This is a genomic window from Enterobacter kobei, assembly GCF_001729765.1.
Taxonomy (GTDB): Bacteria; Pseudomonadota; Gammaproteobacteria; order Enterobacterales; family Enterobacteriaceae; genus Enterobacter; species Enterobacter kobei.
Map to the genome: position 1 here is coordinate 410,809 of NZ_CP017181.1, position 25,968 is coordinate 436,776.

Annotated in this window: 25 protein-coding genes; 19 read left to right on the forward strand and 6 right to left on the reverse strand. The window is 56.0% G+C overall.

Translation table 11 applies throughout. The annotated features are described in order from the left end of the window. Positions 1 to 55: 55 nt before the first annotated feature. From tamA to BFV64_RS02005, 3 genes are read left to right on the forward strand one after another with little or no spacing between them, the layout of a single operon-like run. Complete coding sequence (tamA, locus tag BFV64_RS01995; RefSeq protein WP_045268860.1) at positions 56 to 1,789, forward strand: autotransporter assembly complex protein TamA; 1,734 nt, start codon at positions 56 to 58, stop codon at positions 1,787 to 1,789. Next, positions 1,786 to 5,562, forward strand: a complete 3,777-nt coding sequence (gene tamB, locus BFV64_RS02000; protein WP_069601637.1) for an autotransporter assembly complex protein TamB — start codon at positions 1,786 to 1,788, stop codon at positions 5,560 to 5,562. The genes tamA and tamB overlap by 4 nt, the downstream gene beginning before the upstream one ends. A gap of 2 nt (positions 5,563 to 5,564) precedes the next feature. After that, entirely contained in the window at positions 5,565 to 5,909 is a 345-nt protein-coding gene (locus BFV64_RS02005; protein ID WP_014882267.1) for a gamma-glutamylcyclotransferase family protein, read from the forward strand. Between the two features lie 315 nt (positions 5,910 to 6,224). Here the strand turns inward: BFV64_RS02005 and BFV64_RS02015 are convergent, their stop codons facing one another. From BFV64_RS02015 to ppa, 3 genes are all read right to left on the reverse strand, one after another. After that, positions 6,225 to 6,695, reverse strand: coding sequence for a hypothetical protein (locus tag BFV64_RS02015; protein ID WP_023336692.1), 471 nt, complete (start codon positions 6,693 to 6,695; stop codon positions 6,225 to 6,227). Continuing rightward, positions 6,692 to 7,276, reverse strand: a complete 585-nt coding sequence (locus BFV64_RS02020) for a hypothetical protein (protein WP_014882270.1) — start codon at positions 7,274 to 7,276, stop codon at positions 6,692 to 6,694. The genes BFV64_RS02015 and BFV64_RS02020 overlap by 4 nt, the downstream gene beginning before the upstream one ends. Positions 7,277 to 7,492: 216 nt before the next feature. Continuing rightward, positions 7,493 to 8,023: an inorganic diphosphatase gene (gene ppa / locus BFV64_RS02025; protein WP_008501423.1), complete on the reverse strand. Its 531-nt coding sequence runs from the start codon at positions 8,021 to 8,023 to the stop codon at positions 7,493 to 7,495. Positions 8,024 to 8,332: 309 nt separating this feature from the next. On the opposite strand from ppa, the gene ytfQ reads away from it, so the two are divergent. The 5 genes from ytfQ (at position 8,333) to BFV64_RS02050 (ending at position 14,583) form a co-directional block, all read left to right on the forward strand. Beyond that, positions 8,333 to 9,289, forward strand: coding sequence for a galactofuranose ABC transporter substrate-binding protein YtfQ (ytfQ, locus tag BFV64_RS02030; RefSeq protein WP_014882271.1), 957 nt, complete (start codon positions 8,333 to 8,335; stop codon positions 9,287 to 9,289). Between the two features lie 102 nt (positions 9,290 to 9,391). Continuing rightward, positions 9,392 to 10,894: a galactofuranose ABC transporter, ATP-binding protein YtfR gene (ytfR, locus tag BFV64_RS02035; protein ID WP_045134407.1), complete on the forward strand. Its 1,503-nt coding sequence runs from the start codon at positions 9,392 to 9,394 to the stop codon at positions 10,892 to 10,894. Positions 10,895 to 10,904: 10 nt separating this feature from the next. Next, complete coding sequence (ytfT, locus tag BFV64_RS02040) at positions 10,905 to 11,930, forward strand: galactofuranose ABC transporter, ATP-binding protein YtfT (RefSeq protein ID WP_014882273.1); 1,026 nt, start codon at positions 10,905 to 10,907, stop codon at positions 11,928 to 11,930. Further along, a complete protein-coding gene (yjfF, locus tag BFV64_RS02045; RefSeq protein ID WP_045281977.1) occupies positions 11,917 to 12,918 on the forward strand; it encodes a galactofuranose ABC transporter, permease protein YjfF in 1,002 nt (333 codons plus the stop codon). The genes ytfT and yjfF overlap by 14 nt, the downstream gene beginning before the upstream one ends. Positions 12,919 to 13,011: 93 nt before the next feature. After that, positions 13,012 to 14,583, forward strand: a complete 1,572-nt coding sequence (locus tag BFV64_RS02050) for a methyl-accepting chemotaxis protein (protein WP_069601638.1) — start codon at positions 13,012 to 13,014, stop codon at positions 14,581 to 14,583. Here BFV64_RS02050 and BFV64_RS02055 read toward each other — a convergent pair. Then, positions 14,555 to 15,001: a helix-turn-helix domain-containing protein gene (locus BFV64_RS02055; protein ID WP_224955188.1), complete on the reverse strand. Its 447-nt coding sequence runs from the start codon at positions 14,999 to 15,001 to the stop codon at positions 14,555 to 14,557. The genes BFV64_RS02050 and BFV64_RS02055 overlap by 29 nt on opposite strands. A gap of 60 nt (positions 15,002 to 15,061) precedes the next feature. After that, complete coding sequence (gene fbp, locus BFV64_RS02060; RefSeq protein ID WP_014882277.1) at positions 15,062 to 16,060, reverse strand: class 1 fructose-bisphosphatase; 999 nt, start codon at positions 16,058 to 16,060, stop codon at positions 15,062 to 15,064. A 197-nt stretch (positions 16,061 to 16,257) separates the two neighbouring features. On the opposite strand from fbp, the gene mpl reads away from it, so the two are divergent. Further along, positions 16,258 to 17,631 carry a UDP-N-acetylmuramate:L-alanyl-gamma-D-glutamyl-meso-diaminopimelate ligase gene (mpl, locus tag BFV64_RS02065; protein WP_014882278.1) on the forward strand — a complete coding sequence of 458 codons (1,374 nt, stop codon included), beginning with the start codon at positions 16,258 to 16,260 and terminating at the stop codon, positions 17,629 to 17,631. Between the two features lie 102 nt (positions 17,632 to 17,733). Here the strand turns inward: mpl and yjgA are convergent, their stop codons facing one another. Continuing rightward, the gene (gene yjgA / locus BFV64_RS02070; protein ID WP_014882279.1) at positions 17,734 to 18,285 is read right to left on the reverse strand and encodes a ribosome biogenesis factor YjgA; all 552 of its coding nucleotides are present in this window, start codon (positions 18,283 to 18,285) and stop codon (positions 17,734 to 17,736) included. A 95-nt stretch (positions 18,286 to 18,380) separates the two neighbouring features. Between yjgA and pmbA the strand changes: the two genes are divergently transcribed. The 10 genes from pmbA (at position 18,381) to dagF (ending at position 25,959) form a co-directional block, all read left to right on the forward strand. Then, a complete protein-coding gene (gene pmbA, locus BFV64_RS02075; protein ID WP_023336694.1) occupies positions 18,381 to 19,733 on the forward strand; it encodes a metalloprotease PmbA in 1,353 nt (450 codons plus the stop codon). A 38-nt stretch (positions 19,734 to 19,771) separates the two neighbouring features. Further along, positions 19,772 to 20,158 carry a cytochrome b562 gene (gene cybC / locus BFV64_RS02080; protein ID WP_014882281.1) on the forward strand — a complete coding sequence of 129 codons (387 nt, stop codon included), beginning with the start codon at positions 19,772 to 19,774 and terminating at the stop codon, positions 20,156 to 20,158. Positions 20,159 to 20,473: 315 nt separating this feature from the next. Beyond that, entirely contained in the window at positions 20,474 to 20,812 is a 339-nt protein-coding gene (locus tag BFV64_RS02085) for a glycine dehydrogenase (RefSeq protein WP_086527803.1), read from the forward strand. Between the two features lie 10 nt (positions 20,813 to 20,822). Then, a complete protein-coding gene (locus BFV64_RS02090) occupies positions 20,823 to 21,185 on the forward strand; it encodes an SFCGS family glycine-rich protein (protein WP_006179053.1) in 363 nt (120 codons plus the stop codon). Positions 21,186 to 21,187: 2 nt separating this feature from the next. Continuing rightward, the gene (locus BFV64_RS02095; RefSeq protein ID WP_008501409.1) at positions 21,188 to 21,487 is read left to right on the forward strand and encodes a DUF4312 family protein; all 300 of its coding nucleotides are present in this window, start codon (positions 21,188 to 21,190) and stop codon (positions 21,485 to 21,487) included. A gap of 22 nt (positions 21,488 to 21,509) precedes the next feature. After that, positions 21,510 to 22,286 carry a DUF4311 domain-containing protein gene (locus BFV64_RS02100; protein ID WP_008501408.1) on the forward strand — a complete coding sequence of 259 codons (777 nt, stop codon included), beginning with the start codon at positions 21,510 to 21,512 and terminating at the stop codon, positions 22,284 to 22,286. 13 nt (positions 22,287 to 22,299) lie between these two features. Continuing rightward, entirely contained in the window at positions 22,300 to 22,941 is a 642-nt protein-coding gene (locus BFV64_RS02105) for a DUF4310 family protein (RefSeq protein WP_069601639.1), read from the forward strand. Between the two features lie 42 nt (positions 22,942 to 22,983). After that, complete coding sequence (locus tag BFV64_RS02110) at positions 22,984 to 24,117, forward strand: amidohydrolase/deacetylase family metallohydrolase (protein ID WP_069601640.1); 1,134 nt, start codon at positions 22,984 to 22,986, stop codon at positions 24,115 to 24,117. Continuing rightward, positions 24,101 to 25,219, forward strand: coding sequence for a DgaE family pyridoxal phosphate-dependent ammonia lyase (locus BFV64_RS02115; RefSeq protein WP_069601641.1), 1,119 nt, complete (start codon positions 24,101 to 24,103; stop codon positions 25,217 to 25,219). Before BFV64_RS02110 ends, BFV64_RS02115 begins: the two co-directional genes overlap by 17 nt. Then, positions 25,216 to 25,959, forward strand: a complete 744-nt coding sequence (gene dagF, locus BFV64_RS02120) for a 2-dehydro-3-deoxy-phosphogluconate aldolase (RefSeq protein WP_023338953.1) — start codon at positions 25,216 to 25,218, stop codon at positions 25,957 to 25,959. The genes BFV64_RS02115 and dagF overlap by 4 nt, the downstream gene beginning before the upstream one ends. Positions 25,960 to 25,968: the final 9 nt, after the last annotated feature.

Here is a 25,968-nt window from a genome sequence, read left to right on the forward strand (position 1 = left end):
CGGAGCGGCACTGCATTTGCTTCCAGGGTGGAAACAGGGATATTCAGGAGAAAACGTGACAAAAATCCGCCAGTTATGTTTGGTCAGTGTGTTGCTGACAAGCGGGGTTGCCAGCGCGGCGAATGTCCGTTTGCAGGTTGAGGGGCTTTCCGGGGCGCTGGAAAAAAACGTGCGTGCGCAGCTGTCGACCATCCAGAGTGATGAGGTGACGCCGGACCGGCGTTTTCGCGCGCGCGTGGATGACGCGATCCGTGAAGGGCTGAAAGCGCTGGGTTATTACGAACCCACCATTGATTTCGATCTCCGTCCGCCGCCAAAGAAGGGGCGTCAGGTGCTTATTGCCCGCGTCTCGGCGGGGGAGCCGGTACGGATTGGCGGCACGAACGTCGTCCTGCGCGGCGGGGCGCGTACCGACCGAGATTACCTGGATCTGCTCAGCACGCGGCCGAAAATCGGCACCGTGCTTAACCATGGCGATTACGACCATTTCAAAAAAGAGCTGACGAGCGTTTCCCTGCGTAAGGGCTACTTTGACAGCCAGTTCAACAAAAGCCAGCTGGGCATCGCGCTGGCGCGACGCCAGGCCTTCTGGGACATCGACTACGACAGCGGGGAGCGCTACCGCTTTGGCGACGTGACGTTTGAAGGTTCGCAAATTCGTGAAGAGTACCTGCAAAACCTCGTGCCGTTTAAAAAAGGCGATTACTACCAGTCGAGCGACCTGGCGGAGCTAAACCGTCGTCTCTCCGCCACCGGCTGGTTTAACTCGGTGGTTGTCGCGCCGGAATTTGATAAGTCTCGCAAAACCAAGGTGTTGCCGCTGCATGGCGTTGTCTCGCCGCGCACCGAGAACACCATTGAGACCGGTGTTGGCTATTCGACCGACGTCGGCCCGCGCGTGAAGGCCACCTGGAAAAAGCCGTGGATGAACTCATACGGCCACAGCCTGACGACCAGCGCCAGTATCTCTGCACCGGAGCAGCAGCTTGATTTCAGCTATAAAATGCCGCTGCTGAAAAATCCGCTTGAGCAGTACTATCTTGTCCAGGGGGGCTTTAAGCGCACCGACCTGAACGATACAGAGTCCGATTCCACCACGCTTGCGGTATCCCGCTACTGGGATCTCTCCAGCGGCTGGCAGCGCGCCATTAACCTGCGCTGGAGCCTGGACCACTTTACCCAGGCCAACGTCACCAACACCACTATGCTCCTCTATCCTGGGGTGATGATCAGCCGCACCCGCTCGCGCGGCGGCCTGATGCCAACCTGGGGGGATTCCCAGCGTTACTCCATCGATTACTCCAACACGATGTGGGGTTCTGACGTGGATTTCTCGGTGATTCAGGCGCAAAACGTCTGGATCCGCACGCTGTATGACAAACACCGCTTTGTCATGCGCGGGAACCTCGGCTGGATTGAAACCGGCGATTTCGACAAAGTCCCGCCGGACCTGCGTTTCTTCGCCGGGGGCGACCGCAGCATCCGCGGCTACAAATACAAATCTATCGCGCCTAAAGACGATGACGGCAAGCTGATCGGGGCCTCCAAGCTGGCCACTGGCTCGCTGGAGTACCAGTACAACGTCAGCGGAAAATGGTGGGGCGCCATGTTCGTTGATGGCGGCGAGGCGGTGAGCGATATCCGCCGCAGCGACTTTAAAACTGGCGCAGGTGTAGGCGTGCGCTGGCAGTCACCGGTCGGGCCCATCAAGCTTGATTTCGCCGTTCCGGTCGGCGACAAAGAAGAACATGGATTACAGTTTTACATCGGTCTGGGGCCTGAATTATGAGTTTATGGAAGAAAATAAGCCTCGGGGTGCTGATTTTTATCGTGCTGCTGCTCGGTACGGTGGCGTTTCTGGTGGGGACGACGACCGGGCTGCATCTGCTGTTTAACGCGGCGAACCGCTGGGTGCCGGGGCTGGAGATAGGTCAGGTGACCGGCGGCTGGCGCGACCTGCGTCTGAAGAATATCCGCTATGAGCAGCCGGGCGTGGCGGTAAATGCCGGGGAATTTCACCTCGCGGTGAAGCTGGGCTGTCTGCGTGACAGCAAGCTGTGCGTTAACGATCTGTCGCTAAAAGACGTTAACGTGGCGATAGATTCGAAGAAAATGCCGCCGTCTGCGCCGGTGGAAGAAGAGGATAGCGGCCCGCTGAATCTCTCCACGCCGTACCCGATTGCGCTCTATCGGGTGGCGCTCGATAACGTCAATATTAAAATCGACGACACCACCGTTTCCGTCATGGATTTCACCTCCGGCCTGCGCTGGCAGGAGAAAAACCTGACCCTGACGCCAACCTCACTGCAGGGCTTGCTGATCGCGCTGCCGAAAGTGGCCGAGGTGGCGCAGGAAGAGATCGTCGAGCCGAAGATCCAGAATCCGCAGCCGGAAGAAAAGCCGCTGGGTGAAACGCTGAAGGATCTCTTCTCGAAGCCTGTTCTGCCGGAAATGACTGACGTTCATCTGCCGCTGAACCTCAATATTGAGGAGTTCAAAGGTGAGCAGCTACGCCTGACCGGCGATACCGACCTGACCGTCTACAACATGCTGCTGAAAGTCAGCAGCATTGACGGCAACATGAAGCTCGACGCGCTGGATATCGACACCAACCAGGGGTCGGTGAATGCGTCTGGTAACGCCCTGCTGCGAGACAACTGGCCGGTGGATATCACGCTGAACAGCGCGCTCAACATCGACCCGCTGAAGGGCGAAAAAGTGAAGGTCAAAGTGGGTGGGGCGCTGCGCGATAAGCTGGACGTCGGGGTCAATCTCTCCGGCCCGGTGGACATGGTTCTGCGCGCGCAGACTCAGCTGGCTGAAGCCGGGCTGCCGCTCAATCTTGAGGTCGTCAGCAAGCAGCTTTACTGGCCGTTTACCGGCGAAAAACAGTTCCAGGCCGATGACCTGAAGCTGAAGCTGAGCGGCAAGATGACTGACTACACGCTCTCGTTCCACACGGCGGTGAAGGGGCAGGGCGTACCGCCCGCGAACATCACGCTGGATGCGAAGGGCAACGAACAACAGGTCAACCTCGACAAGCTGACCGTCGCGGCGCTGGAAGGGAAAACGGAGCTGACCGCGCTGCTCGACTGGCAGCAGGCGATCAGCTGGCGGGGCGAACTGAAGCTGACGGGTATCAACACCGCCAAAGAGGTGCCGGACTGGCCGTCGAAGCTGGACGGGCTGATCAAAACGCGCGGTAGCCTGTACGGCGGTACGTGGCAGATGGACGTGCCGGAGATCAAGCTCACCGGTAACGTGAAGCAGAACAAGGTGAATGTTGAAGGCTCGGTGAAAGGCAACAGCTACCTGCAGTGGGTGATCCCGGGCCTGCACGTCGCGCTGGGGCGCAACACGGCGGATATCAAAGGCGAGCTGGGGGTAAAAGATCTCAATCTTGACGCCACCATCGACGCGCCGAACCTGGATAACGCCCTGCCGGGCCTGGGCGGAACGGCGAAAGGGTTAGTGAAAGTGCGCGGTACGGTCGACGCGCCACAGCTCCTTGCGGATATCACCGCCAATAATCTGCGCTGGCAGGAACTGAGCGTTGCCCGCGTCCGCGTGGAAGGGGATGTGAAATCCACCGATCAGATCGGCGGTAACCTGAACCTGCGCGTGGAGCGCATTTCTCAGCCGGACGTGAACATTAACCTGGTCACCCTGGACGCCAAAGGGAACGAAAAACAGCATGACCTCCAGCTACGCGTGCAGGGTGAGCCGGTTTCCGGGCAGCTTCACCTGACCGGCAGCTTTGACCGCAAAGCGGAGCGCTGGAAAGGGACGCTGGACAATACCCGTTTCAACACGCCGGTGGGGCCGCTGGCGTTGTCACGCTCTCTCTCGCTGGACTACCGTAATGCGGAACAAAAGATCGCTATTGGGCCGCACTGCTGGATCAACCCGAATGCAGAACTGTGCGTGCCGCAGACCATCGATGCGGGCGCGGCAGGGCACGCGCAGGTAAACCTCAACCGCTTTGATCTGGCGATGCTGAAACCGTTTATGCCGGACACCACGCAGGCCAGCGGCGTCTTCAGCGGGAAAGCCGATGTCGCCTGGGATACGACCAAAGAGGGGCTGCCGCAGGGTAGCGTCACGCTTTCGGGCCGTAACGTGAAGGTGACGCAGGAGGTGAATGATGCGTCGCTCCCGGTGGCATTCGATACCCTCAACCTGAGCGCAGACCTGCATAACAACCGTGCTGAGCTGGGGTGGCTGATCCGTCTTACTAACAACGGTCAGCTTGACGGACAGGTACAAATTACCGATCCGCAAGGACGGCGTAATCTGGGCGGCAACGTCAATATCCGTAACTTCAACCTGGCGATGGTGAACCCGATATTCGCCCGCGGGGAGAAAGCCGAGGGCATGCTGAACGCCAACCTGCGTCTGGGCGGCAACGCGCAAAGCCCGCAGCTATTCGGTCAGATACGCCTCAGCGGCGTGGACATCGACGGCAACTTTATGCCGTTTGATATGCAGCCCAGCCAGATTGCGATGAACTTCAACGGCATGAGCTCGACCCTGAGCGGTTCGGTGTTAACGCAGCAGGGGCAAATCAACCTGAGCGGTGACGCGGACTGGAGCCAGCTCGATAACTGGCGTGCCCGCATCGCGGCCAAAGGCAGCAAGGTGCGCATTACCGTACCGCCAATGGTGCGCCTGGATGTCTCGCCGGATGTGGTCTTTGAGGCGACGCCAAGCCTCTTCACACTGGACGGGCGCGTCGACGTACCGTGGGCGCGTATTGTGGTTCACGAGGTTCCGGAAAGCGCCGTCGGTGTCTCAAGTGATGAAGTTATGCTCAATGAAAATCTGAAACCTGTCGAACAGAAGAGCGCTGGCATACCGATTAATAGTAACCTTATCGTACACGTGGGGAATAACGTGCGGTTGGATGCGTTTGGGCTGAAGGCGAGGCTCACGGGCGATCTGAAAGTGGCCCAGGATAAACAAGGGCTTGGCCTGAACGGGCAGATCAATATTCCTGAAGGGCGTTTCCATGCCTATGGTCAGGATCTGATTGTGCGTAAGGGCGAGCTGCTGTTCTCCGGTCCACCGGATCAGCCTCTGTTGAACATCGAAGCGATTCGTAACCCTGAAGCGACGGAAAACGACGTCATTGCAGGCGTACGCGTCACCGGCTCTGCCGACGAACCGAAGGCGGAGATCTTCTCTGACCCGGCGATGTCGCAGCAGGAAGCCCTCTCTTACCTGCTGCGTGGACAGGGTCTGGACAGCGGTCAGAGCGACAGTGCGGCGATGACCTCAATGTTAGTCGGCCTGGGGGTTGCACAAAGTGGGCAGGTTGTGGGTAAAATCGGCGAGACGTTCGGCGTAAGCAATCTGGCGCTGGACACCCAGGGCGTGGGTGACTCCTCGCAGGTGGTGGTCAGTGGCTATGTACTGCCGGGTCTGCAGGTAAAATACGGTGTGGGGATCTTTGACTCACTGGCAACACTCACGCTACGCTATCGCCTGATGCCTAAGCTATATCTGGAAGCAGTGTCCGGCGTAGACCAGGCACTTGATCTGCTCTATCAGTTTGAGTTTTAGCAATGCGAATATTTGTCTACGGCAGTTTACGAACCAAGCAAGGCAACAGTCACTGGATGACCAATGCCCTGCTGCTGGGGAATTACAATATCGAAAATTACCAGTTGTACAGCCTGGGCCACTATCCAGGCGCGGTTCCCGGCGAAGGAACAGTACAGGGTGAAGTTTATCGTATTGATAATGCTACACTTGCCGAACTTGATGCCTTGCGCACCAGGGGCGGTGAATACGCTCGCCAGTTGATCCAGACGCCGTACGGAAGTGCGTGGATGTATGTCTACCAGCGTCCGGTCGATGGGTTAACGCGGATTGTAAGCGGTAACTGGTTAGACAGAGACCAGTACTGAAAAACGACAACGCCACCGGAAGGTGGCGTTGTTTTTTTACTCTTTCAATTATCTTCTGTATTACGGCGTCTGGTTAAGAACAGAGGAACGAACAGCATGACGTACGGGGCAATAATCCATAAAAAACACAAGGCGCGTGAACGGCCATAGTAGTTTATGCACCGCGTATTGCTTGAAATGACGGGCAGGAAAAACAGTAAAAACAGCAGAATCGCATAATCGCTTCGATAAGGGATCCATAAGTAAAACAAAAACCAGGCAAGCTGGAATGTTATGATGCAGAGATACTGCCATTTGCTGTCTTTGCCGTAACAGTCAAACGCCTTTATGTAACCCATCTTTATGCTTTGAAGAAAGAAACTTAGCATGTATAACGCTCACGATCGCGACGGTCAGGAGTGTGCTCGTCAGCAACGCCCCTAAAAAATAGCTGTGGGTGATATCAGTAGCACCCGAGCCTAAAGTATGCAATTTACTATATCCTCTCTCTACTGCAACAAAAAGTGTATATAGCCCGATGTTGATACAGAACTGAAGTAGACAAGAAGCGACGATATTTTTGGGAATTCTTTTTAATAACATAAGTGATGCGTAGATAATACTTGCTGAAAGAGCAAAATAGAGTCCGTTAAATAAACTTGATAGTAAGGCGATATTAACTTCATTGAAGACTAAATTATCGCTTCCATAGTACCATGCCAGGTATTCAACATACGTGCTTCTGCCAAAGATAAAGGCAGCAATAATAAGGATGAATAGACTCAAGATATGGCTTTTCTTACTCATAATTTTGCTCCCTTAGAAAGCAGTTCCTTCATTGTTTTACCAGCTTCCAGCTGATCTTTGATTATGGCAAGGTCACGAGTATTGTGGTTATACTTTGCAATAGCGGTTGGCGTACCTTTACCACCATTGTCCATAAAGAAGACAATATCCTTACGACCATAAAGAAGTACCTGTGGGATGGGATCACGCCCATAACTCACTGCTTGCGGAAGGGAGTGAATAGACTCTGTCGTGAGGAAGCGAGGAATGCTTTCATGCTCAATATTGCCTAAAGGTGTAGTGGCAACAAGGGAGCCGATAAAATCGGTCGTATACACTAACGCATCGGTATCTTTAGTCGTGACTTTTGAACCCGTAAGATATTTTATCTGTTGCCAAAGGGTAATATCTTTTGGGATTACTTTTATACCATCCATAAACATATCTTGCTTACGTTTTAGCTGAATGACTGTACGATGCACCTGTGTCAAAGAGGGGCTTATTTCCCCAATAGAAGGCATAAGTCCATCGCGGGAATACAGTCTTTCAATGATAAAATAAATTCCAGTTGGGCGGGCAACATCAATGTTAATGGATGACATATGAATCCTGTTATGAATGGGGATTAATGATCATCATGACAGTATGTTATTAATTTCCATGCTATTCAACCACTCCCACCATAAATGATAGGGTGTCCTTTTTTTAAGAATATACAAGGTAAAAGAAATGGGATTTATCTTAAAAACTCATGTGGTGCTTTTAACTAATCCATAAAAAAGCCCCGACTCGCGGGGCCTTCATTATCAGCGTAAGAATTACTTCTTAGCCGCGCGCTCGAAAGAGGCAATGATTTCTGCTTTCGCCGCTTCTGCGTTGTCCCAGCCGTCAACTTTAACCCACTTGCCTTTTTCGAGGTCTTTGTAGTGCTCGAAGAAGTGAGTGATCTGCGCTTTCAGCAGTTCTGGCAGGTCGTTCACATCTTTAATGTGATCGTACTCTTTGCTCAGCTTGGTGTGCGGTACTGCAACCAGCTTCGCATCTTCACCGGATTCGTCGGTCATTTTCAGCACGCCAACTGGACGGCAGCGAATGACTGCGCCTGGCTGCAGCGGGTATGGCGTTGGGACCAGTACGTCAACCGGGTCACCGTCCAGAGACAGGGTGTGGTTGATGTAACCGTAGTTGCATGGATAGAACATCGCGGTAGACATGAAACGGTCTACGAACAGGGCGCCGCTCTCTTTGTCCACTTCGTATTTGATCGGATCTGCGTTTGCCGGGATTTCGATAACTACGTAGATGTCTTCTGGCAGTTCTTTACCCGCTGGGACGTTGAGTAAGCTCATGTCGGTGTCCTTTAAAATGGATGGTAAACAAGTGGCAGGTATTATAGCCAACTCACGCTGAATGTCTCCGCCTGTTTTCGCATTCTCTCCCCGTCAGCAACACTTTTCAGACCGATTCCATGACAGAAAAATCCATAAACTCAGCCGCATTTTTAATGGTGAAATGAAAGCGATTACAAACTTGTGATTAACGTTTTATTCACTTTTCCGAAGTGTGATGTAACGCAATTCGTTACATATTTCATTGGCTATAGTCATTTCGCAGAACATCTTTTAACCAACAATAAACACCCCTACGAGGACGCTCATATGTGGAAGCGCTTACTTCTTGTCACAGCAGTTTCGGCAGCCATGTCGTCTATGGCGATGGCCGCCCCTTTAACCGTAGGTTTTTCGCAAGTTGGCTCTGAATCCGGCTGGCGTGCGGCAGAAACCAACGTTGCGAAAAGCGAGGCTCAGAAACGCGGCATCACGCTGAAAATCGCCGATGGTCAGCAAAAGCAGGAAAACCAGATCAAAGCCGTGCGCTCATTTATTGCCCAGGGCGTGGATGCCATCTTTATCGCGCCAGTGGTGGCGACCGGTTGGGAACCGGTTCTGAAAGAAGCCAAAGATGCTGAGATTCCGGTCTTCCTGCTCGATCGTTCCATCGACGTTAAAGACAAATCTCTCTATATGACCACCGTGACGGCCAACAACGTGCTTGAAGGGCAATTAATTGGCGACTGGCTGGTAAAACAGGTCGACGGCAAGCCGTGTAACGTCGTTGAACTGCAGGGCACCGTGGGGGCGAGCGTGGCTATCGACCGTAAGAAGGGTTTTGCTGAGGCCATCGCGAAAGCGCCAAACATCAAGATTATCCGCTCTCAGTCCGGCGACTTTACCCGCAGTAAAGGTAAAGAGGTCATGGAGAGCTTCATTAAAGCGGAAAACAACGGCAAGAACATCTGCATGGTTTACGCCCATAACGATGACATGGTGATTGGTGCGATTCAGGCGATTAAAGAAGCGGGCCTGAAGCCGGGCAAAGATATCCTCACCGGCTCTATCGACGGTGTGCCGGATATCTACAAAGCGATGATCGACGGCGAAGCCAATGCCAGCGTAGAACTGACGCCAAATATGGCGGGTCCAGCATTTGATGCGCTGGAGAAATTCAAGAAAGACGGCACGATGCCTGAGAAGGTGACCGTCACCAAGTCCACGCTCTACCTGCCTGACACGGCGAAAGAAGAGTTAGAGAAGAAGAAAAACATGGGCTACTAAGCCAGTGAAATTGCCGGGTGGCACTGCGCTTGCCCGGCCTACGATACGCTCTTTTGTAGGCCGGATAAGCGTAGCGCCACCCGGCTTGATGTAGGGGGAACCATGACCACTGAACAGCACCAGGAAATCCTCCGCACAGAGGGCTTAAGCAAATTTTTCCCGGGTGTAAAAGCGCTGGATAACGTTGATTTCAGCCTGCGGCGCGGTGAAATTATGGCGCTGCTGGGCGAGAACGGCGCGGGAAAATCGACGCTGATTAAATCTCTGACCGGCGTTTATCACGCCGATCGCGGCACCATCTGGCTGGAAGGCAACGCCATTTCGCCAAAAAATACCGCCCATGCTCAACAGCTTGGGATTGGGACGGTCTACCAGGAAGTGAACCTGCTGCCAAATATGTCGGTGGCGGATAACCTGTTTATTGGTCGTGAACCAAGACGTTTTGGCCTGCTGCGGCGCAAAGAGATGGAAGCGCGGGCGACGAAACTGATGGAATCCTACGGCTTCTCCCTCGACGTTCGCGAGCCGCTGAACCGGTTTTCCGTCGCGATGCAGCAGATCGTCGCCATTTGCCGCGCGATCGATCTCTCCGCGAAGGTGCTGATCCTCGACGAACCTACCGCCAGCCTCGATACCCAGGAAGTCGAGATGCTCTTTACCCTGATGCGCCAGCTGCGCGATCAGGGCGTCAGCCTGATCTTCGTCACACACTTCCTCGATCAGGTGTATGAAGTGAGCGATCGCATTACCGTACTTCGTAACGGCAGCTTTGTTGGCTGCCGTGAAACCCGCGAGCTGCCGCAGATTGAGCTGGTCAAAATGATGCTGGGCCGTGAGCTGGAGACCAATGCGCTCCAGCGCGCAGGGCGCACGCTGCTGAGCGAAAAACCGGTGGCCGCGTTCAGCGATTACGGCAAAAAAGGGATCATCTCACCGTTTAACCTCGAAGTGCGCCCCGGCGAAATTGTCGGGCTGGCGGGGCTGCTAGGGTCAGGCCGGACCGAAACCGCCGAGGTGATCTTCGGCATCAAGCCTGCGGACAGCGGTACCGCGTTGATCAAAGGTAAACCGCAAACCCTGCGATCGCCGCATCAGGCCTCCTGTCTGGGGGTGGGGTTCTGCCCGGAAGACAGGAAAACGGACGGCATTATTGCCGCCGCCTCGGTGCGGGAAAATATCATTCTGGCGCTACAGGCGCAGCGCGGATGGCTGCGTCCAATTCCGCGTAAAGAGCAAAACGCCATTGCCGAGCGCTTTATTCGCCAGCTGGGTATTCGTACGCCGAGCGCGGAACAGCCGATCGAATTTCTCTCCGGCGGTAACCAGCAGAAAGTGCTGCTGTCGCGCTGGCTGCTGACCAAACCGCAGTTCCTGATCCTGGATGAACCCACGCGCGGCATTGACGTTGGCGCGCACGCCGAAATTATCCGGCTTATCGAAACGCTGTGTGCCGACGGGCTGGCGCTGCTGGTCATTTCGTCCGAGCTGGAAGAGCTGGTGGGGTATGCCGATCGCGTGATCATCATGCGCGATCGCAAACAGGTGGCTGAGATCCCGCTGGATAAGCTGTCCGTTCCGGCGATCATGAATGCCATCGCGGCATAAGGAGTGAATTGTGATGTCCCGTTCGCTTTCGCAAACCGGTGAGTCAAAGCGCCGCTTTAACTGGCCAACCGGCACGCCGCAAATCGCAGCGCTGCTGGTGGTGTTACTGGTGGATAGCCTTGTCGCACCGCATTTCTTCCAGATTATTGTTCAGGATGGTCGCCTGTTTGGCAGCCCGATCGATATTTTGAACCGTGCCGCGCCCGTCGCGCTGCTGGCGATTGGTATGACGCTGGTGATAGCCACCGGCGGGATTGACCTCTCCGTCGGCGCAGTGATGGCTATTGCCGGGGCCACCGCAGCCTCCATGACCGTGGCGGGCCATAGCCTGCCGGTGGTACTGCTGGCGGCATTGGGAACCGGCGTGCTGGCCGGACTGTGGAACGGCATTCTGGTGGCGGTGCTAAAAATTCAGCCTTTCGTCGCCACCCTTATTTTGATGGTGGCCGGGCGCGGGGTGGCGCAGCTGATCACCTCCGGACAGATAGTCACCTTTAACTCCCCGAGTCTGGCGTGGATCGGCAGCGGCAATTTCCTGTTCTTTCCAACACCGGTGATCGTGGCTCTGGTTACATTAGTGGTGTTCTGGCTTTTCACCCGCAAAACAGCGCTCGGCATGTTTATTGAAGCGGTGGGGATCAACATTCGTGCGGCACGAAATGCCGGGGTCAATACGCGGCTGATGGTGATGCTGACCTACGTGCTGAGCGGCGTTTGCGCCGCCATTGCCGGGGTGATTGTCGCGGCCGATATCCGCGGGGCCGATGCCAACAATGCCGGGCTCTGGCTGGAGCTGGATGCCATCCTCGCGGTGGTGATTGGCGGCGGATCGTTGATGGGCGGGCGCTTTAACCTGCTGCTCTCGGTCATTGGCGCGCTGATCATTCAGGGCATGAACACCGGGATCCTGCTCTCCGGTTTTCAGCCGGAACTCAACCAGGTGGTAAAAGCGGTGGTCGTACTCTGCGTGCTGATCGTCCAGTCACCGCGCTTTGTCAGCATCATTAAGGGGATCCGTGGCCATGATAAAACGTAATTTACCGTTAATGATCACGCTGGGCGTGTTTGTGCTGGGGTATCTCTACTGTCTGACCCAGTTCCCCGGTTTTGCCTCAACGCGCGTGATTTGCAACATCCTGACCGATAACGCCTTTTTAGGCATCATCGCCGTCGGGATGACCTTTGTGATCCTCTCCGGTGGGATCGATCTCTCCGTTGGCTCGGTGATCGCGTTTACCGGCGTGTTCCTCGCCAAGGCGATCGGTTTCTGGGGGCTCTCCCCTCTGGTAGCGTTTCCGCTGGTGCTGGCGATGGGCTGTGCGTTTGGCGCCTTTATGGGGCTACTGATCGACGCGCTAAAAATTCCCGCTTTTATTATTACCCTCGCCGGGATGTTCTTCCTGCGCGGCGTAAGTTACCTGGTATCGGAAGAGTCCATCCCGATTAACCACCCGGTGTACGACACGCTCTCCAGCCTGGCGTGGAAAATCCCCGGCGGTGGCCGTCTGAGCGCGATGGGGTTGTTGATGCTGGGCGTGGTAGTGGTAGGTATCTTCCTTGCCCACCGTACCCGGTTCGGTAATCAGGTTTACGCCATTGGCGGGAACGCCACGTCGGCAAACCTGATGGGGATCTCGACCCGCAGCACGACCATCCGCATCTATATGCTCTCAACCGGCCTGGCAACGCTGGCGGGTATTGTCTTCTCGGTGTATACCCAGGCGGGCTATGCCCTTGCAGGCGTAGGCGTGGAGCTGGACGCGATTGCCTCTGTGGTCATTGGCGGCACGCTGCTCAGCGGCGGAGTGGGGACGGTGCTGGGAACGCTGTTCGGCGTAGCGATCCAGGGGCTGATCCAGACCTATATCAACTTTGACGGCACGCTCAGTTCCTGGTGGACCAAGATCGCCATCGGCATTCTGCTGTTTATATTTATTGCCCTGCAGCGTGGTCTGACGGTGCTGTGGGAGAACCGTCAAAGCTCGCCTGTTACTCGCGTAAACACCTCGGTAACAGAGCGATAACACGCTGAATTTGCTTAAAGTCTAAACATTTTCCGGTAGCGGCCGATAACCTTTTTTTCTGTCCAGAAATATCTCGCTACCGGAAATAATATCATGCTTAAAACGCTATCGATTCGTACCGGCTTGCTCTCTTTACTGGCCGTTATGACCCTTCTGCTGCTGATTGTCAGCGGCATTGGCATTTATGCCCTCACACAGAGTTCTTCTTCACTGCAGCGCATTAATCACCTTCAGGGTGAGCAGATGGTGCAGCTAAATACCGGCTATACGCTGATTCTGCGCGCGCGCAATGAGGCGGGCCAGGCCGTCCGGATGATGGAAATCGGCATGCTCGATGATGCGGCCAAATCGGTCAAAAACATCAATCAGGAAATCGCCGTGGCTCAGAAAACGCTGAAAGGCGTGATCGACGGCGGCGTGGCTGACGAGCAGGGGCAAAAGTTGCTGGATAACGTGGCAACCAGTCTGGCGAAGTATAACCAGCAGGGCATCAACCCGATGCTAAAAACCCTGAATGACCAGAGCGCGGACAGTTATTACGACCTGCTGGAGAATACGCTGATCCCCGTGGCGAAGCAGTTTGATAACGATATGCAGGCGTTTCAGACATGGAGCGAAGCGCGAGGGAAGGCGGAAGTCACTGCCGTACAGGCGAGCAAAACCCGCGTGCTGATCCTGATTATTGTCGCCGCGCTGCTGACGGCTGGCATCATCGTGCTTGCCTGGCTGGTGCTGCGCCATATGCTGCTTAAGCCGCTCTCTGCTTCCATTGCTCAGCTGGAGAATGTGGCGGCGGGCGATTTAACCCACACGCTGAATGCCCCGGCGAGCCAGGAATTTAACCGCCTTAACGCGGCGATAGAGGTGATGCGTCAGTCGCTGATGCACTCGGTGATGCGGGTACGCGATGCCAGCTCGCAAATCGACACCGGCAGCCGTGAGCTGACGGCGGGCAACCGGGATCTTGCCGAGCGTACAGAATCCACCGCCACCTCGCTGGAGCAGACCGCTGCCAGTATGGAACAGATTACCGCCACGGTGAAACTCAACGCCGATAATGCCGAGCAGGCGCACCAGCTGGCGAAATCGGTTTCTGATACCGCCGATCACGGCAGCGAAATGGTCTGCTACGTGATTGAAAAAATGCGTGATATCTCCGGCAGTTCAGCGCGTATTGCTGACATCCTGAGCGTGATCGATGGCATTGCCTTCCAGACCAATATTCTGGCCCTTAACGCCTCCGTGGAAGCGGCGCGCGCGGGCGAGCAGGGGCGCGGGTTCGCCGTCGTGGCGGGTGAAGTGCGCAATCTTGCCAGCCGCAGCGCCGACGCGGCGAAAGAGATCCGATCCCTTATCAGCGATTCGCAGACCCACGTTAACGAGGGCAGCGAGCTGGCCCAGCAGGCGGGTGAAACGATGGATGAGATTGCCACCGAAGTGCTGCGCATGACCAAACTGATGCGCGAGATTGCGACCGCGTCTCAGGAGCAGAGCCGCGGCATTGAGCAGGTGAATATTGCTGTGAATCAGATGGACGAAACGGCGCAGCAGAATGCGGCGCTGGTGCAGCAATCCTCCGCCGCGACCCGCTCTCTGGAAGAGCAGTCGCGTCAGCTGATGGAGGCCATGTCATCATTTAAATTGACGGCTCAGACTGCGGCATAATATTTCCCAACCCCGGTACGTTCTGTGCCGGGGATTTATTTCGCCCTGAATTAATGGCCGCAATATTATCGTGAATATCGCCCATTAATATTTCCAGTGAGTGGGTTAACGCTAACGCTTTTTCAGTTGGCTCAAGGTATAAACCCTTGCGGAAAAATAATGGCTCATCAAACAGTTGATTAAAACGCTTCAGGGCCAGGCTCACCGCAGGACGTGACATCTCCAGGCGCACTGAGGCCTTTGCCATGCTGCCGCAGCGTACGACTTCAATAAATACAGGAATAAGGTTTAAATCAATGCCGGTATTCGCCCGGGAATAATTTTTCATTGCGATGCTGCTCCACGAAATATCTGTCAAACTGTTATGGAAATAATGCAGGAGCAATGGCGAATATAAAAGCGTGTTTTTTATAAACACTTATACGGTAAAAGATATAAATGTGTTGGGGAGCCAGACGGGCTCCCCGGGAGTGAGAGATTACGCGTCCGGATACTCGCGGATAAAGCGCTCAACGTCTTCAACCATGTGGTTGTTGCCGACGAAGAAGGAACGACGCTGGTGGAGGCTTTCCGGCACGATGTCCAGAATACGCTCTTTACCGTCGCTCGCCTTGCCGCCCGCCTGTTCGGCCAGGAACGCCATTGGGTTGCACTCGTACAGCAGGCGCAGCTTTCCGTCAGGGTGGCTGGCGGTACTTGGGTAGAGGTAGATACCGCCTTTCAGCAGGTTACGGTGGAAATCCGCGACCAGCGAGCCAATATAGCGGGAGGTGTACGGGCGCTGAGTCGCTTTATCTTCTTCCTGACAGAATTTGATGTACTTCTTCACGCCGTTCGGGAATCGGATGTAGTTGCCTTCGTTGATGGAGTAGGTGTTGCCCTTCTCCGGGAAGCGCATACGCTCCTGGCTCAGACAGAAGACGCCCAGCGATGGATCGTAGGTAAAGGCGTGAACGCCACACCCGGTGGTGTACACCAGCATGGTGGAGGAGCCATAGACGACGTAACCGGCAGCCACCTGATTACTGCCAGGCTGCAGGAAATCTTCCTCGGTCACCGGCGTGCCAACAGGCGTGACGCGGCGGTAGATGGAGAAAATGGTACCGACAGAAACGTTAACGTCGATGTTGGAGGAACCGTCGAGCGGATCCATCAGTACAACGTATTTCGCGTGTTCACACCCTTCGAAAACAACAATTTCATCTTCTTCTTCGGAGGCGATACCCGCAACGATGTCGCGCGCGCGCAGTGCAGCTTTCAGTTTTTCATTTGCGAACAGATCGAGTTTCTGTTGAACCTCGCCCTGAACGTTCTCGGCACCGCTGGCACCCAGGATATCGACCAGACCGGCCTTGTTGATATCACGATGGATGATCTTAGCGCCCAGCTTTATTGCCGACAGCAAAGCAGTGAGTTCACCCGTAGCATGAGAGAACTCGTGCTGCTTTTCGACAATAAATTCACCTAACGTTTTCATAACACTTTCCCTGCATCTTTGTGAGTAGAGCGATTGTATGTTCACTAAAACGACTAAAGCCCAACAATCTTAACAAATATTCAAATAGTAGCGCAGAGGTGAATCGCGCCAGCAACATACGGATTTACCTGAAATGCGTTTCACAGCCGCTAACATGTGAGTAAAATGTGCGCCACATTGAAGAAGGATAGTGACGTATGCGCATTCATATATTGGGGATTTGTGGCACTTTCATGGGTGGGCTGGCAATGCTGGCGCGCTCGCTGGGCCATGAAGTGACAGGTTCGGACGCCAATGTGTATCCGCCGATGAGCACGCTTCTGGAGAAGCAGGGTATCTCTCTGATTCAGGGCTACGATGCCAGCCAGCTGGATCCCGAGCCGGATCTGGTCATTATTGGCAACGCCATGACCCGCGGCAATCCGTGCGTTGAAGCGGTGCTGGAGCGCAATATTCCGTTCATGTCCGGCCCGCAGTGGCTGCATGATTTCGTCCTGCGTGACCGCTGGGTGGTTGCCGTTGCGGGTACCCACGGCAAAACCACCACCGCCGGCATGGCGACCTGGATCCTCGAAGCCTGTGGCTACAAGCCGGGCTTTGTGATCGGCGGCGTGCCGGGTAACTTCGACGTTTCTGCGCGTCTGGGCGATAGCCCATTCTTTGTCATTGAAGCGGATGAATACGACTGCGCGTTCTTCGACAAACGCTCCAAGTTTGTCCATTACTGCCCGCGAACGCTGATCCTCAACAACCTTGAGTTCGATCACGCGGATATTTTTGACGACCTGAAAGCGATTCAGAAGCAGTTCCACCACCTGGTGCGCATCGTGCCGGGGCAGGGCCGTATCATCCTTCCGGAGAATGACATTAACCTGAAGCAGACTCTGGCGATGGGCTGCTGGAGCGAGCAGGAGCTGGTGGGCGAGCAGGGTCACTGGCAGGCGAAGAAACTCAACGCGGATGCCTCCGAGTGGGAAGTGTTGCTCGACGGCGAAAAAGTGGGTGAGGTGAAGTGGGGCCTGGTGGGCGAACACAACATGCACAACGGCCTGATGGCGATTGCAGCAGCGCGTCATGTCGGCGTTCTGCCTGCGGATGCCGCCAATGCGCTGGGCACGTTTATCAATGCCCGCCGTCGTCTGGAACTGCGCGGTGAAGCGAATGGCGTGACGGTGTATGACGATTTTGCACACCACCCAACGGCTATTCTGGCGACGCTTGCCGCGTTGCGTGGCAAGGTCGGCGGCACCGCGCGCATTCTGGCCGTGCTGGAACCGCGCTCGAACACCATGAAAATGGGCATCTGCAAAGACGATCTGGCCCCGTCGTTAGGCCGTGCCGATGAAGTATTCCTGCTGCAGCCGCAGCATATTCCGTGGCAGGTGGCGGAAGTGGCCGATGCGTGCATTCAGCCTGCCCACTGGAGTGCGGATGTGGATGCGCTCGCGGATATGGTGGTCAAAGCCGCACAGCCTGGCGACCATATTCTGGTGATGAGCAACGGCGGGTTTGGTGGGATCCATCAGAAGCTGCTGGACGGTCTGGCGAAAAAGGCCGAGGCCGCAGAGTAAAAAAAAGCCCGGTGGCGCTAGCGCTTACCGGGCCTGGATTTTGCACGGCCTTGTAGGCCGGATAAGGCGTTTACGCCGCCATCCGGCGCAAAACCGCACAGACTACCCTTCGTTCTCAGACAGCTCGCGCAGATACTGGAAAATCAGACGCGCAGACTTCGGCGGTTTATTCCCTTCTTTCTCTTTCTTCGCGTTGCGGATCAAAGAGCGCAGCTGCTGACGGTCGGCATTCGGCCACAGGTTCAGCACTTCCGGTACCGCATCATCGCCCTGTTCAATCAGACGATCGCGGATCTGCTCCAGCTTATGGAACAGCGCAACCTGCTGGTTGTGGCGGTTTTTCAGTTTATCCAGCGCCTGGCGGATCGGATCTACGTCGCGCTGACGCAGCATTTTCCCGATAAGCTGAAGCTGGCGACGACGGCCTTCTTTTTTGATTTTCTGTGCCAGTTCAATGGCATCACGCAGATCCTGGTCGAGCGGGATTTTGTCCAGCGCGTTTTTACCCAGTTCTACCATTTCTGCGCCAAGCTGTTTTAACTCTTCGGCGTCGCGTTTAATTTCACTTTTACTGACCCAGATGATCTCATCATCTTCGTCTTCGATGTCATCACCGGGAACGTCGTCGAGCCAGTCTTCGGGCTGCTTAGTCATGTCAGGCTCCTTAAAAAAAGAGGCTAATGTTACCAGTTAAGACGCGCACTGAAAAACGGTTCTCTGTTAGACTTCATTTAACTCTCTCTTACAGTATGGCATTTGCGATGAAAGTAACCTCACAAGTTGAAGCGCAGCGTAAGATTCTGGAAGAAGCCGTCTCCACCGCGCTGATGCTTGCTTCAGAAAAATCAGATGGCGCCGAAGTGGCGGTCAGCAAAACCACCGGTATCAGCGTGAGCACCCGCTATGGCGAAGTGGAGAACGTAGAATTCAATAGCGATGGCGCGCTTGGGATCACGGTGTATCACCAGAATCGCAAAGGCAGCGCGTCGTCTACCGATCTCAGCCCGGATGCCATTGCCCGCACGGTGCAGGCGGCGCTGGATATCGCCCGATATACCTCGCCGGATCCTTACGCCGGCGTGGCCGATAAAGAGCTGCTGGCCTTTGACGCGCCGGATCTTGATCTCTTCCACCCGGCAGAAGTCACCCCGGATGAAGCCATCGAGCTGGCCGCGCGTGCCGAGCAGGCTTCCCTGCAGGCCGACAAGCGCATCACCAATACCGAAGGCGGCAGCTTCAACAGCCACTACGGCATCAAAGTTTTCGGCAACAGCCACGGCATGCTGCAGGGCTACTGCTCCACCCGTCACTCGCTCTCCAGCTGCGTCATCGCCGAAGAGAACGGTGACATGGAGCGTGACTACGCCTACACCATTGGCCGCGCGCTGGGGGATTTGCAATCGCCGGAGTGGGTGGGCAAAGAGTGTGCCGAACGCACGCTGTCTCGCCTGTCGCCGCGTAAACTCTCTACCATGAAAGCCCCGGTGATTTTTGCCAATGAAGTGGCAACCGGTCTGTTTGGTCATCTGGTGGGCGCTATCGCCGGTGGCTCCGTTTACCGTAAATCCACCTTCCTGCTCGACTCGCTGGGCAAGCAGATCCTGCCGGAATGGCTGACCATTGAAGAACACCCGCATCTGCTGAAAGGGCTGGCCTCTACGCCGTTCGACAGCGAAGGGGTGCGCACGGAACGCCGCGATATCGTTAAAGACGGCATTCTGACCCAGTGGCTGCTGACCAACTACTCCGCGCGCAAGCTGGGGCTGAAAAGTACTGGCCACGCGGGCGGTATCCATAACTGGCGTATTGCCGGGCAGGGCCTGAACTTTGAGCAGATGCTGAAAGAGATGGGCACCGGTCTGGTGGTAACCGAACTGATGGGCCAGGGCGTCAGCGGCATCACCGGAGACTATTCTCGCGGGGCGGCGGGCTTCTGGGTCGAAAACGGTGAAATTCAGTATCCGGTGAGCGAAATCACCATCGCCGGCAACCTGAAGGACATGTGGCGCAACATCGTTACGGTCGGTAACGATATTGAAACACGTAGCAATATACAGTGTGGTTCTGTACTGCTGCCCGAGATGAAAATTGCGGGTCAATAAAGATAGCGTTTTGTTAATAATAAAAAAGGAAGTGAGCAATGCGTAAACATCTGTTAGCGATCGTCGCGGCTTCAACGCTGGTTCTTGGCTCTTCTGCGTTTGCTGCCGATCTTGAAGAAGACATGGGCATCCTCGGGCAAAACCTGAAGGTGGTGCAAAAGACGGACAATGCGGCGGAAATGAAAGACGCCCTGACCAAAATGCGTGAAGCGGCGCTGGACGCCCAAAAAGCGACACCGCCGAAGCTGGAAAGCAAAGCGGCTGACAGCGCAGAGATGAAAGACTATCGCCACGGCTTTGACGTGCTGGTCGGCCAGATTGACGGCGCGCTGAAGCTGGCCAACGAAGGCAAAGTCAAAGAAGCCCAGGCGGCGGCCGAGCAGTTCGTGACGACCCGCAACACGTATCACAAGAAATACCGTTAACCGATCGCGCATTGGACCAACACCCAACGGGAGCTAGTGGCTCCCGTTTTTTTGCGTGGTGATAAGTAAACCCTATCGCCATCACATTTTTGCATTACCACGCCTGAACGTTTTCGTTGCCTCTGCCCGCCTTTGACCGCTGGAATCAGTGATATTCATCACGTAAATGCATTGATTTGACCACATTCACCGTATTTATGTGGCACAGATCACTGCCGCGGCTTGCCTTTCCACTTCGAAGTGGAAAACAACTCGCTACAAACCCTTCCTCCCCACCGTTAGTTTTATTCCAGAGCCATTAACGGGGTAAGACGAGTGATTAACGGAGCGGTAATGAACGACGTTGGGGAACAGGCGGTGCAAACAGAACAGCTCGCGAACACCATGCTACAGCAGGTCTATGCCCTGCTGGCCCGGCACAACATCATCCCCAACGCAGTACAGGAGCAGATGCTCACCTCCCACGTTCGCGCCATGGCGCACCGGTCCGTGACCGGCGAGCCGCTGCCGGAGGTTGAAGCAGAGCTGTTTGACGAAATTTCACCGGATTCAATGCGGCTTGCCCGTGAAGTGGTGGCGCAGTTTGGCAACCTTCCTGATGAAGAGGCCTGGCTGCTCTCCGTTCACTTTGAAGTCGCGAAAGACAACCTTTAAGGAGCAACACATGGAACAGATTACAGTCGTGATTGGCGATCGCCTGGGTAAAGGTCAGAAAGTGGCGGCCGGGGTGGAAAAAGCAGGTGGACGCGCGGTGGTTGTGCCGGGCATGGCAGCGGATATGAAGCTCGGCGACGTAATGAAAGCGGAAAACGCCACCTTCGGCATCTCCTTCTGCGGCAGCGGCGGCGCGGGCGCGATTACCGCGCAAACCAAGTATGGCTACAAAGCCAAATACGGCATGCGTTCGGTGGATGAAGGCGTCACCGCCATCAACGAAGGCTGCAACGTGCTGGGCTTTGGCTTTATGGACAAAGAAGAGCTGGGCGAGCGTCTGGTGCAGGCGTGGCAGAAGAAACACGGCGCATAAGCATGAAAGAACAGTTCACAACCACGGTGAGAGTGAAGGGGAAGGGCGACGCCAAAGCGCGCGCCTTTGCCGACGCGCTCAACCACGTTCAGGCCGCGGTGATGAAAGCCTCACCGCATATCTTACTGCGTATTGAGCCACAGGATGTGCAGGTCGTTCAGGCGCAAGAAGCGGTGCGTAAAGAAGCGTTTCTGTTCTTCTTTTTGCGCCGGGAAAGACGCACCTACAGCGTGGAGCTGGATGTGACCGTCAACGTGACCGCCATCAATCTCGATCGGGTGGACTTCGTCACGCAACGCTGATTATTCATAAAAGGGCAGACTGATGTTCTTAATTATATTAATAAAATCGCTCATCATCGGCGGCCTGGTAGGCGTCGGTGTTGGGGCCGGGGCTGCACGCATGTTTCATGCGCCTACCACTCAGGGTATGGGCGCGTTTCGTACGTTGGGGGAACTGAACTCCTGCGAAGGGGATCCCGCTTCTCACTTCTCCTTTGGGTTAGGTTTCTTCTTTAACGCCTGGGCCTCTTCCGTGGCCGCGGGTGCTTTCACACAGGACGTTGACCACCGCATCATCCCAAACTGGGGCGCGGCGGCACTGATGATCAAAAACCGTAACGTCGGCGAAACGCTGCACGATCCGCGCAAAATGGCGATTGCCTGTGGCGTGATCGGCATGATCGTCGTGACTTTCCTTAACCTGACGGCCTCCTCCGTACCGGCTGCGCTTCAGGTCACCGCCGTGAAGGTGCTGGTGCCCGCTGCGAACCTGCTGGTCAACACCGTGATGCCGGTGATCTTCTGGCTGGCGGCCATCGACGCCGGTAAAAAATCGGGCTTCTGGGCCACCATCTTTGGCGGCGCGGCACAGCTGATCATGGGTAACGCCGTACCGGGCCTGGTGCTGGGGATCCTGATCGGTAAAGGCGTTGAAGAGAGCGGCTGGAACCACGTCACTAAAGTGATGATGGCGGCGATCGTTCTGCTCTTCGTGCTGAGCGGCTTCTTCCGCGGCTTCGACATGAAGATGATCGAATCCTTCCATCTGACCGTGCCGAACTGGCTCGACATGATCCACAACTCGCTCAGCGGTAAATAACAGGAGCCTCGACATGGAACAGAATAAAGGTTTTTGGTATGCCGACTGGTCGTTCCCGATCTTCGTTGGCCTGCTCTCCTCCGGCGTGTTCGCCGGGACGCACATGTACTACCTCTACGGCATCGGCGCGTTTAACGAAGTGGCCTTCGTGGCGATGCTGAAAGCGGGGATTGATACCGGGGTCTACGGTGCGGTGGCGGCATTCGGCGCAAGCTTCCTGTTCGCCCGCATCATTGAAGGCTCACTGGTGGGTATTCTCGACATCGGCGGTGCGATTCAGACCGGCGTCGGGCTCGGCGTGCCGGCGCTGCTGTTGGGGGCGGGGATCATGTTCCCAGTGACCAACTTTATTGCCTCGCTGATTACCGGCCTGGTGATTGGCATGGCGATTGGCTACGTCATCATCCTGGCGCGTAAGTTCACCATCAACCAGAGCAACTCCACCTACGGGGCTGACGTGATGATGGGCGCGGGTAACGCCTCAGGCCGCTTCCTCGGGCCGTTGATTATCCTCAGCGCCATGACCGCCTCTATTCCTATCGGCGTCGGTTCGCTGGTGGGCGCGCTGCTGTTCTACATCTGGCAGAAGCCGATCACCGGTGGCGCCATCCTCGGTGCAATGATTTTGGGCTGGCTGTTCCCGGTCGCCCTTTAATACCCGCGGGCGCTCAGGCGCCCGCCTTATCAGGAGAACCCCATGTTTGATTTACTCCTGCGCCGCGCGCGCCTCGCCGACGATACCCTGACCGATATCGCCATTCAGGATGGGAAAATCGCCGCGCTGGGCGACATTGACGCTCCCGCCCGTAAAACGGTTGAGCTGAACGGTAATGTGTTCGTCAGCGCAGGCTGGATTGACTCTCACGTCCACTGCTACCCGAACTCGCCGATTTATCACGACGAGCCGGACAGCGTAGGTATTGCCACGGGCGTCACCACCGTGGTGGATGCCGGCAGTACCGGGGCAGATGACGTGGATGATTTCTATGAAATTACCCGCAAGGCCGCCACCGAGGTGTTTGCCCTGCTGAACATCTCCCGCGTCGGGCTGATTGCCCAGAACGAACTGGCCAATATGGCGAATATTGATGCCGATGCCGTGAAGCAGGCAGTAAAACGCCACCCTGATTTTATCGTCGGCCTGAAAGCGCGCATGAGCAGCAGCGTGGTCGGTGAAAACGGCATTACGCCGCTGGAGCGCGCGAAAGCCATCCAGAGCGAGAACGGCGATCTGCCGCTGATGGTGCACATCGGCAACAACCCGCCGAACCTCGACGAAATCGCCGAACTGCTCAGTTCCGGCGACATCATCACCCACTGCTACAACGGCAAACCCAACCGTATTTTGACGCCCTCCGGCGAGCTGCGCGCCTCCATCACCTCCGCACTGAAGCGCGGCGTGCTTCTGGACGTGGGGCACGGTACGGCGAGCTTCAGCTTTGAGGTGGCGAAACGCGCCATCGCGATGGGCATTTTGCCGCACACCATCAGCTCGGATATCTACTGCCGTAACCGGATTAACGGCCCGGTCGGGTCGCTTGCAAGCGTGATGTCGAAGTTTCTCGCCATCGGCATGTCTTTGCCGCAGGTCATTGACTGCGTCACCGCCAACGCCGCGGATGGCCTGCGCCTGACGCGTAAAGGCCGCATCCAGCCCGGCCTTGACGCCGACCTGACGCTGTTCACGATTAAACGCCAGCCAACGGTGCTGACGGATGCCGAAAACGACAGCCTGCAGGCTGAACATATTCTGGTGCCGCTTGCCGCGATCCGCGCGGGCAAGGGCTACATGACCGAACAAGGGAGCACGGAACATGCCTTCGATTTATGAGAAGTACCACTTAAAGCAAGTTATCAACACCTCGGGCCGCATGACGGCGCTGGGCGTTTCCACGCCGCGCCCGGAAGTGGTGCAGGCGGCAATGGACGGCATGAATCACTATTTTGAGATGAAGGACCTGGTCAACAAAACCGGGGAATACATCGCGAAGCTTCTTGATGTGGAGGGCGCGACGGTGGTCTCCTGCGCGTCGGCGGGCATTGCCCAGTCCGTAGCGGCAGTGCTGGTCAAAGACAGCGACTGGCTGCTGGAAAACCTGCACGTCACCCCGATTGCGAACAACGAGATTGTCCTGCCGAAAGGCCACAACGTTAACTTTGGCGCGCCGGTGGGCACCATGGTCGCGCTGGGCGGCGGAAAACTGGTCGAAGCGGGCTATGCCAATGAATGTTCCGCCGATCAGCTGGCGGCGGCGATCACCCCGCGCACGGCGGCGATCCTCTATATCAAATCTCACCACTGCGTGCAGAAAAGCATGCTCAGCGTCGAGCAGGCGGCAGTAGTCGCACGTAAACACGATCTGCCGCTGATCGTCGATGCCGCAGCGGAAGAAGATCTGCATGTTTACTACCGTTCCGGCGCGGATCTGGTGATCTACAGCGGTGCGAAGGCGATCGAAGGGCCAACCAGCGGGCTGGTGATCGGCAAAACCCAGTACGTTGAGTGGGTGAAACGCCAGACGGCAGGTATTGGCCGCGCGATGAAGGTGGGTAAAGAGGGCATTCTCGGCCTGACCTGCGCCATCGAACACTACCTCACGGCGACCAAAGAGAGCGGTGCCGAGATGGTGGCGAAGATGACGCCGTTTATCGACGCGCTTAACACCCTGAACGGCGTCACCGCGCGCGTAGTCTGGGACCGCGCCGGGCGCGATATCGCCCGCACTGAGATTAAGTTTGACGAAGCGACCACCGGCGTGGGCACCGGTGACCTGGTGAATAAGCTCAAGCAGGGTGAATACGCCATCTATTTCCGTGGCTACAAGGCCAACGAAGGGATTATCGAAGCGGACGTGCGCAGCGTAAATGCTGACCAGCTGAACATCGTGTACCGCCGCATTAGCGAAGTGTTAGGACAGGAGAAAAAGGCATGAAACTGACCCCCAATTTTTACCGTGACCGCGTCTGCCTGAACGTGCTGGCAGGTTCGAAGGCCAATGCCAGCGCCATTTACGAGGCGGCGGAAGGCCATGTGCTGGTGGGCGTGCTCTCCAAAAATTACCCGGACGTGGCAAGCGCGGTGGCGGATATGCGCGAGTACGCGGCGCTGATTGATAACGCGCTTTCCGTGGGACTGGGCGCGGGCGACCCGAACCAGTCGGCGATGGTCAGTGAAATCTCCCGTCAGGTACAGCCGCAGCACGTCAACCAGGTCTTTACCGGCGTGGCGACCAGCCGCGCGCTGCTGGGGCAGAACGACTCTGTGGTGAACGGTCTGGTCTCACCGACCGGCACCGTCGGTATGGTGAAAATTTCCACCGGTCCGCTGAGCAGCACGGCACCGGACGGTATCGTCCCGGTGGAAACCGCGATTGCCCTACTGAAAGATTTTGGCGGCAGCTCGATCAAATACTTCCCGATGGGCGGCCTTAAGTGCCGTGACGAATACCAGGCGGTAGCGGAAGCCTGCGCCCGTTACGACTTCTGGCTGGAACCGACCGGCGGGATCGATCTGGAAAACTTTGAGGCGATCCTGCAGATCGCCCTCGACGCGGGCGTGAGCAAGATCATCCCGCATATCTATAGCTCGATTATCGACAAGGCCAGCGGTGATACGCGTCCGGAAGATGTGCGTACGCTGCTTGAGATGACGAAGAAACTGGTTAAGTCATAACACCCAAAG

Excerpts from the sequence above, each read along its gene's own strand:
- tamB (WP_069601637.1), top strand. The coding sequence starts at position 1,786 with ATGAGTTTATGGAAGAAAATAAGCCTCGGGGTGCTGATTTTTATCGTG.
- BFV64_RS02005 (WP_014882267.1), top strand. The coding sequence starts at position 5,565 with ATGCGAATATTTGTCTACGGCAGTTTACGAACCAAGCAAGGCAACAGT.
- yjgA (WP_014882279.1), bottom strand. The coding sequence starts at position 18,285 with ATGACTAAGCAGCCCGAAGACTGGCTCGACGACGTTCCCGGTGATGAC.
- BFV64_RS02050 (WP_069601638.1), top strand. The coding sequence starts at position 13,012 with ATGCTTAAAACGCTATCGATTCGTACCGGCTTGCTCTCTTTACTGGCC.
- BFV64_RS02095 (WP_008501409.1), top strand. The coding sequence starts at position 21,188 with ATGAAAGAACAGTTCACAACCACGGTGAGAGTGAAGGGGAAGGGCGAC.
- ytfQ (WP_014882271.1), top strand. The coding sequence starts at position 8,333 with ATGTGGAAGCGCTTACTTCTTGTCACAGCAGTTTCGGCAGCCATGTCG.
- BFV64_RS02115 (WP_069601641.1), top strand. The coding sequence starts at position 24,101 with ATGCCTTCGATTTATGAGAAGTACCACTTAAAGCAAGTTATCAACACC.
- ppa (WP_008501423.1), bottom strand. The coding sequence starts at position 8,023 with ATGAGCTTACTCAACGTCCCAGCGGGTAAAGAACTGCCAGAAGACATC.
- BFV64_RS02100 (WP_008501408.1), top strand. The coding sequence starts at position 21,510 with ATGTTCTTAATTATATTAATAAAATCGCTCATCATCGGCGGCCTGGTA.
- dagF (WP_023338953.1), top strand. The coding sequence starts at position 25,216 with ATGAAACTGACCCCCAATTTTTACCGTGACCGCGTCTGCCTGAACGTG.
- ytfR (WP_045134407.1), top strand. The coding sequence starts at position 9,392 with ATGACCACTGAACAGCACCAGGAAATCCTCCGCACAGAGGGCTTAAGC.
- BFV64_RS02105 (WP_069601639.1), top strand. The coding sequence starts at position 22,300 with ATGGAACAGAATAAAGGTTTTTGGTATGCCGACTGGTCGTTCCCGATC.
- cybC (WP_014882281.1), top strand. The coding sequence starts at position 19,772 with ATGCGTAAACATCTGTTAGCGATCGTCGCGGCTTCAACGCTGGTTCTT.
- BFV64_RS02020 (WP_014882270.1), bottom strand. The coding sequence starts at position 7,276 with ATGTCATCCATTAACATTGATGTTGCCCGCCCAACTGGAATTTATTTT.
- BFV64_RS02015 (WP_023336692.1), bottom strand. The coding sequence starts at position 6,695 with ATGAGTAAGAAAAGCCATATCTTGAGTCTATTCATCCTTATTATTGCT.
- fbp (WP_014882277.1), bottom strand. The coding sequence starts at position 16,060 with ATGAAAACGTTAGGTGAATTTATTGTCGAAAAGCAGCACGAGTTCTCT.
- mpl (WP_014882278.1), top strand. The coding sequence starts at position 16,258 with ATGCGCATTCATATATTGGGGATTTGTGGCACTTTCATGGGTGGGCTG.
- BFV64_RS02110 (WP_069601640.1), top strand. The coding sequence starts at position 22,984 with ATGTTTGATTTACTCCTGCGCCGCGCGCGCCTCGCCGACGATACCCTG.
- pmbA (WP_023336694.1), top strand. The coding sequence starts at position 18,381 with ATGGCATTTGCGATGAAAGTAACCTCACAAGTTGAAGCGCAGCGTAAG.
- yjfF (WP_045281977.1), top strand. The coding sequence starts at position 11,917 with ATGATAAAACGTAATTTACCGTTAATGATCACGCTGGGCGTGTTTGTG.
- BFV64_RS02090 (WP_006179053.1), top strand. The coding sequence starts at position 20,823 with ATGGAACAGATTACAGTCGTGATTGGCGATCGCCTGGGTAAAGGTCAG.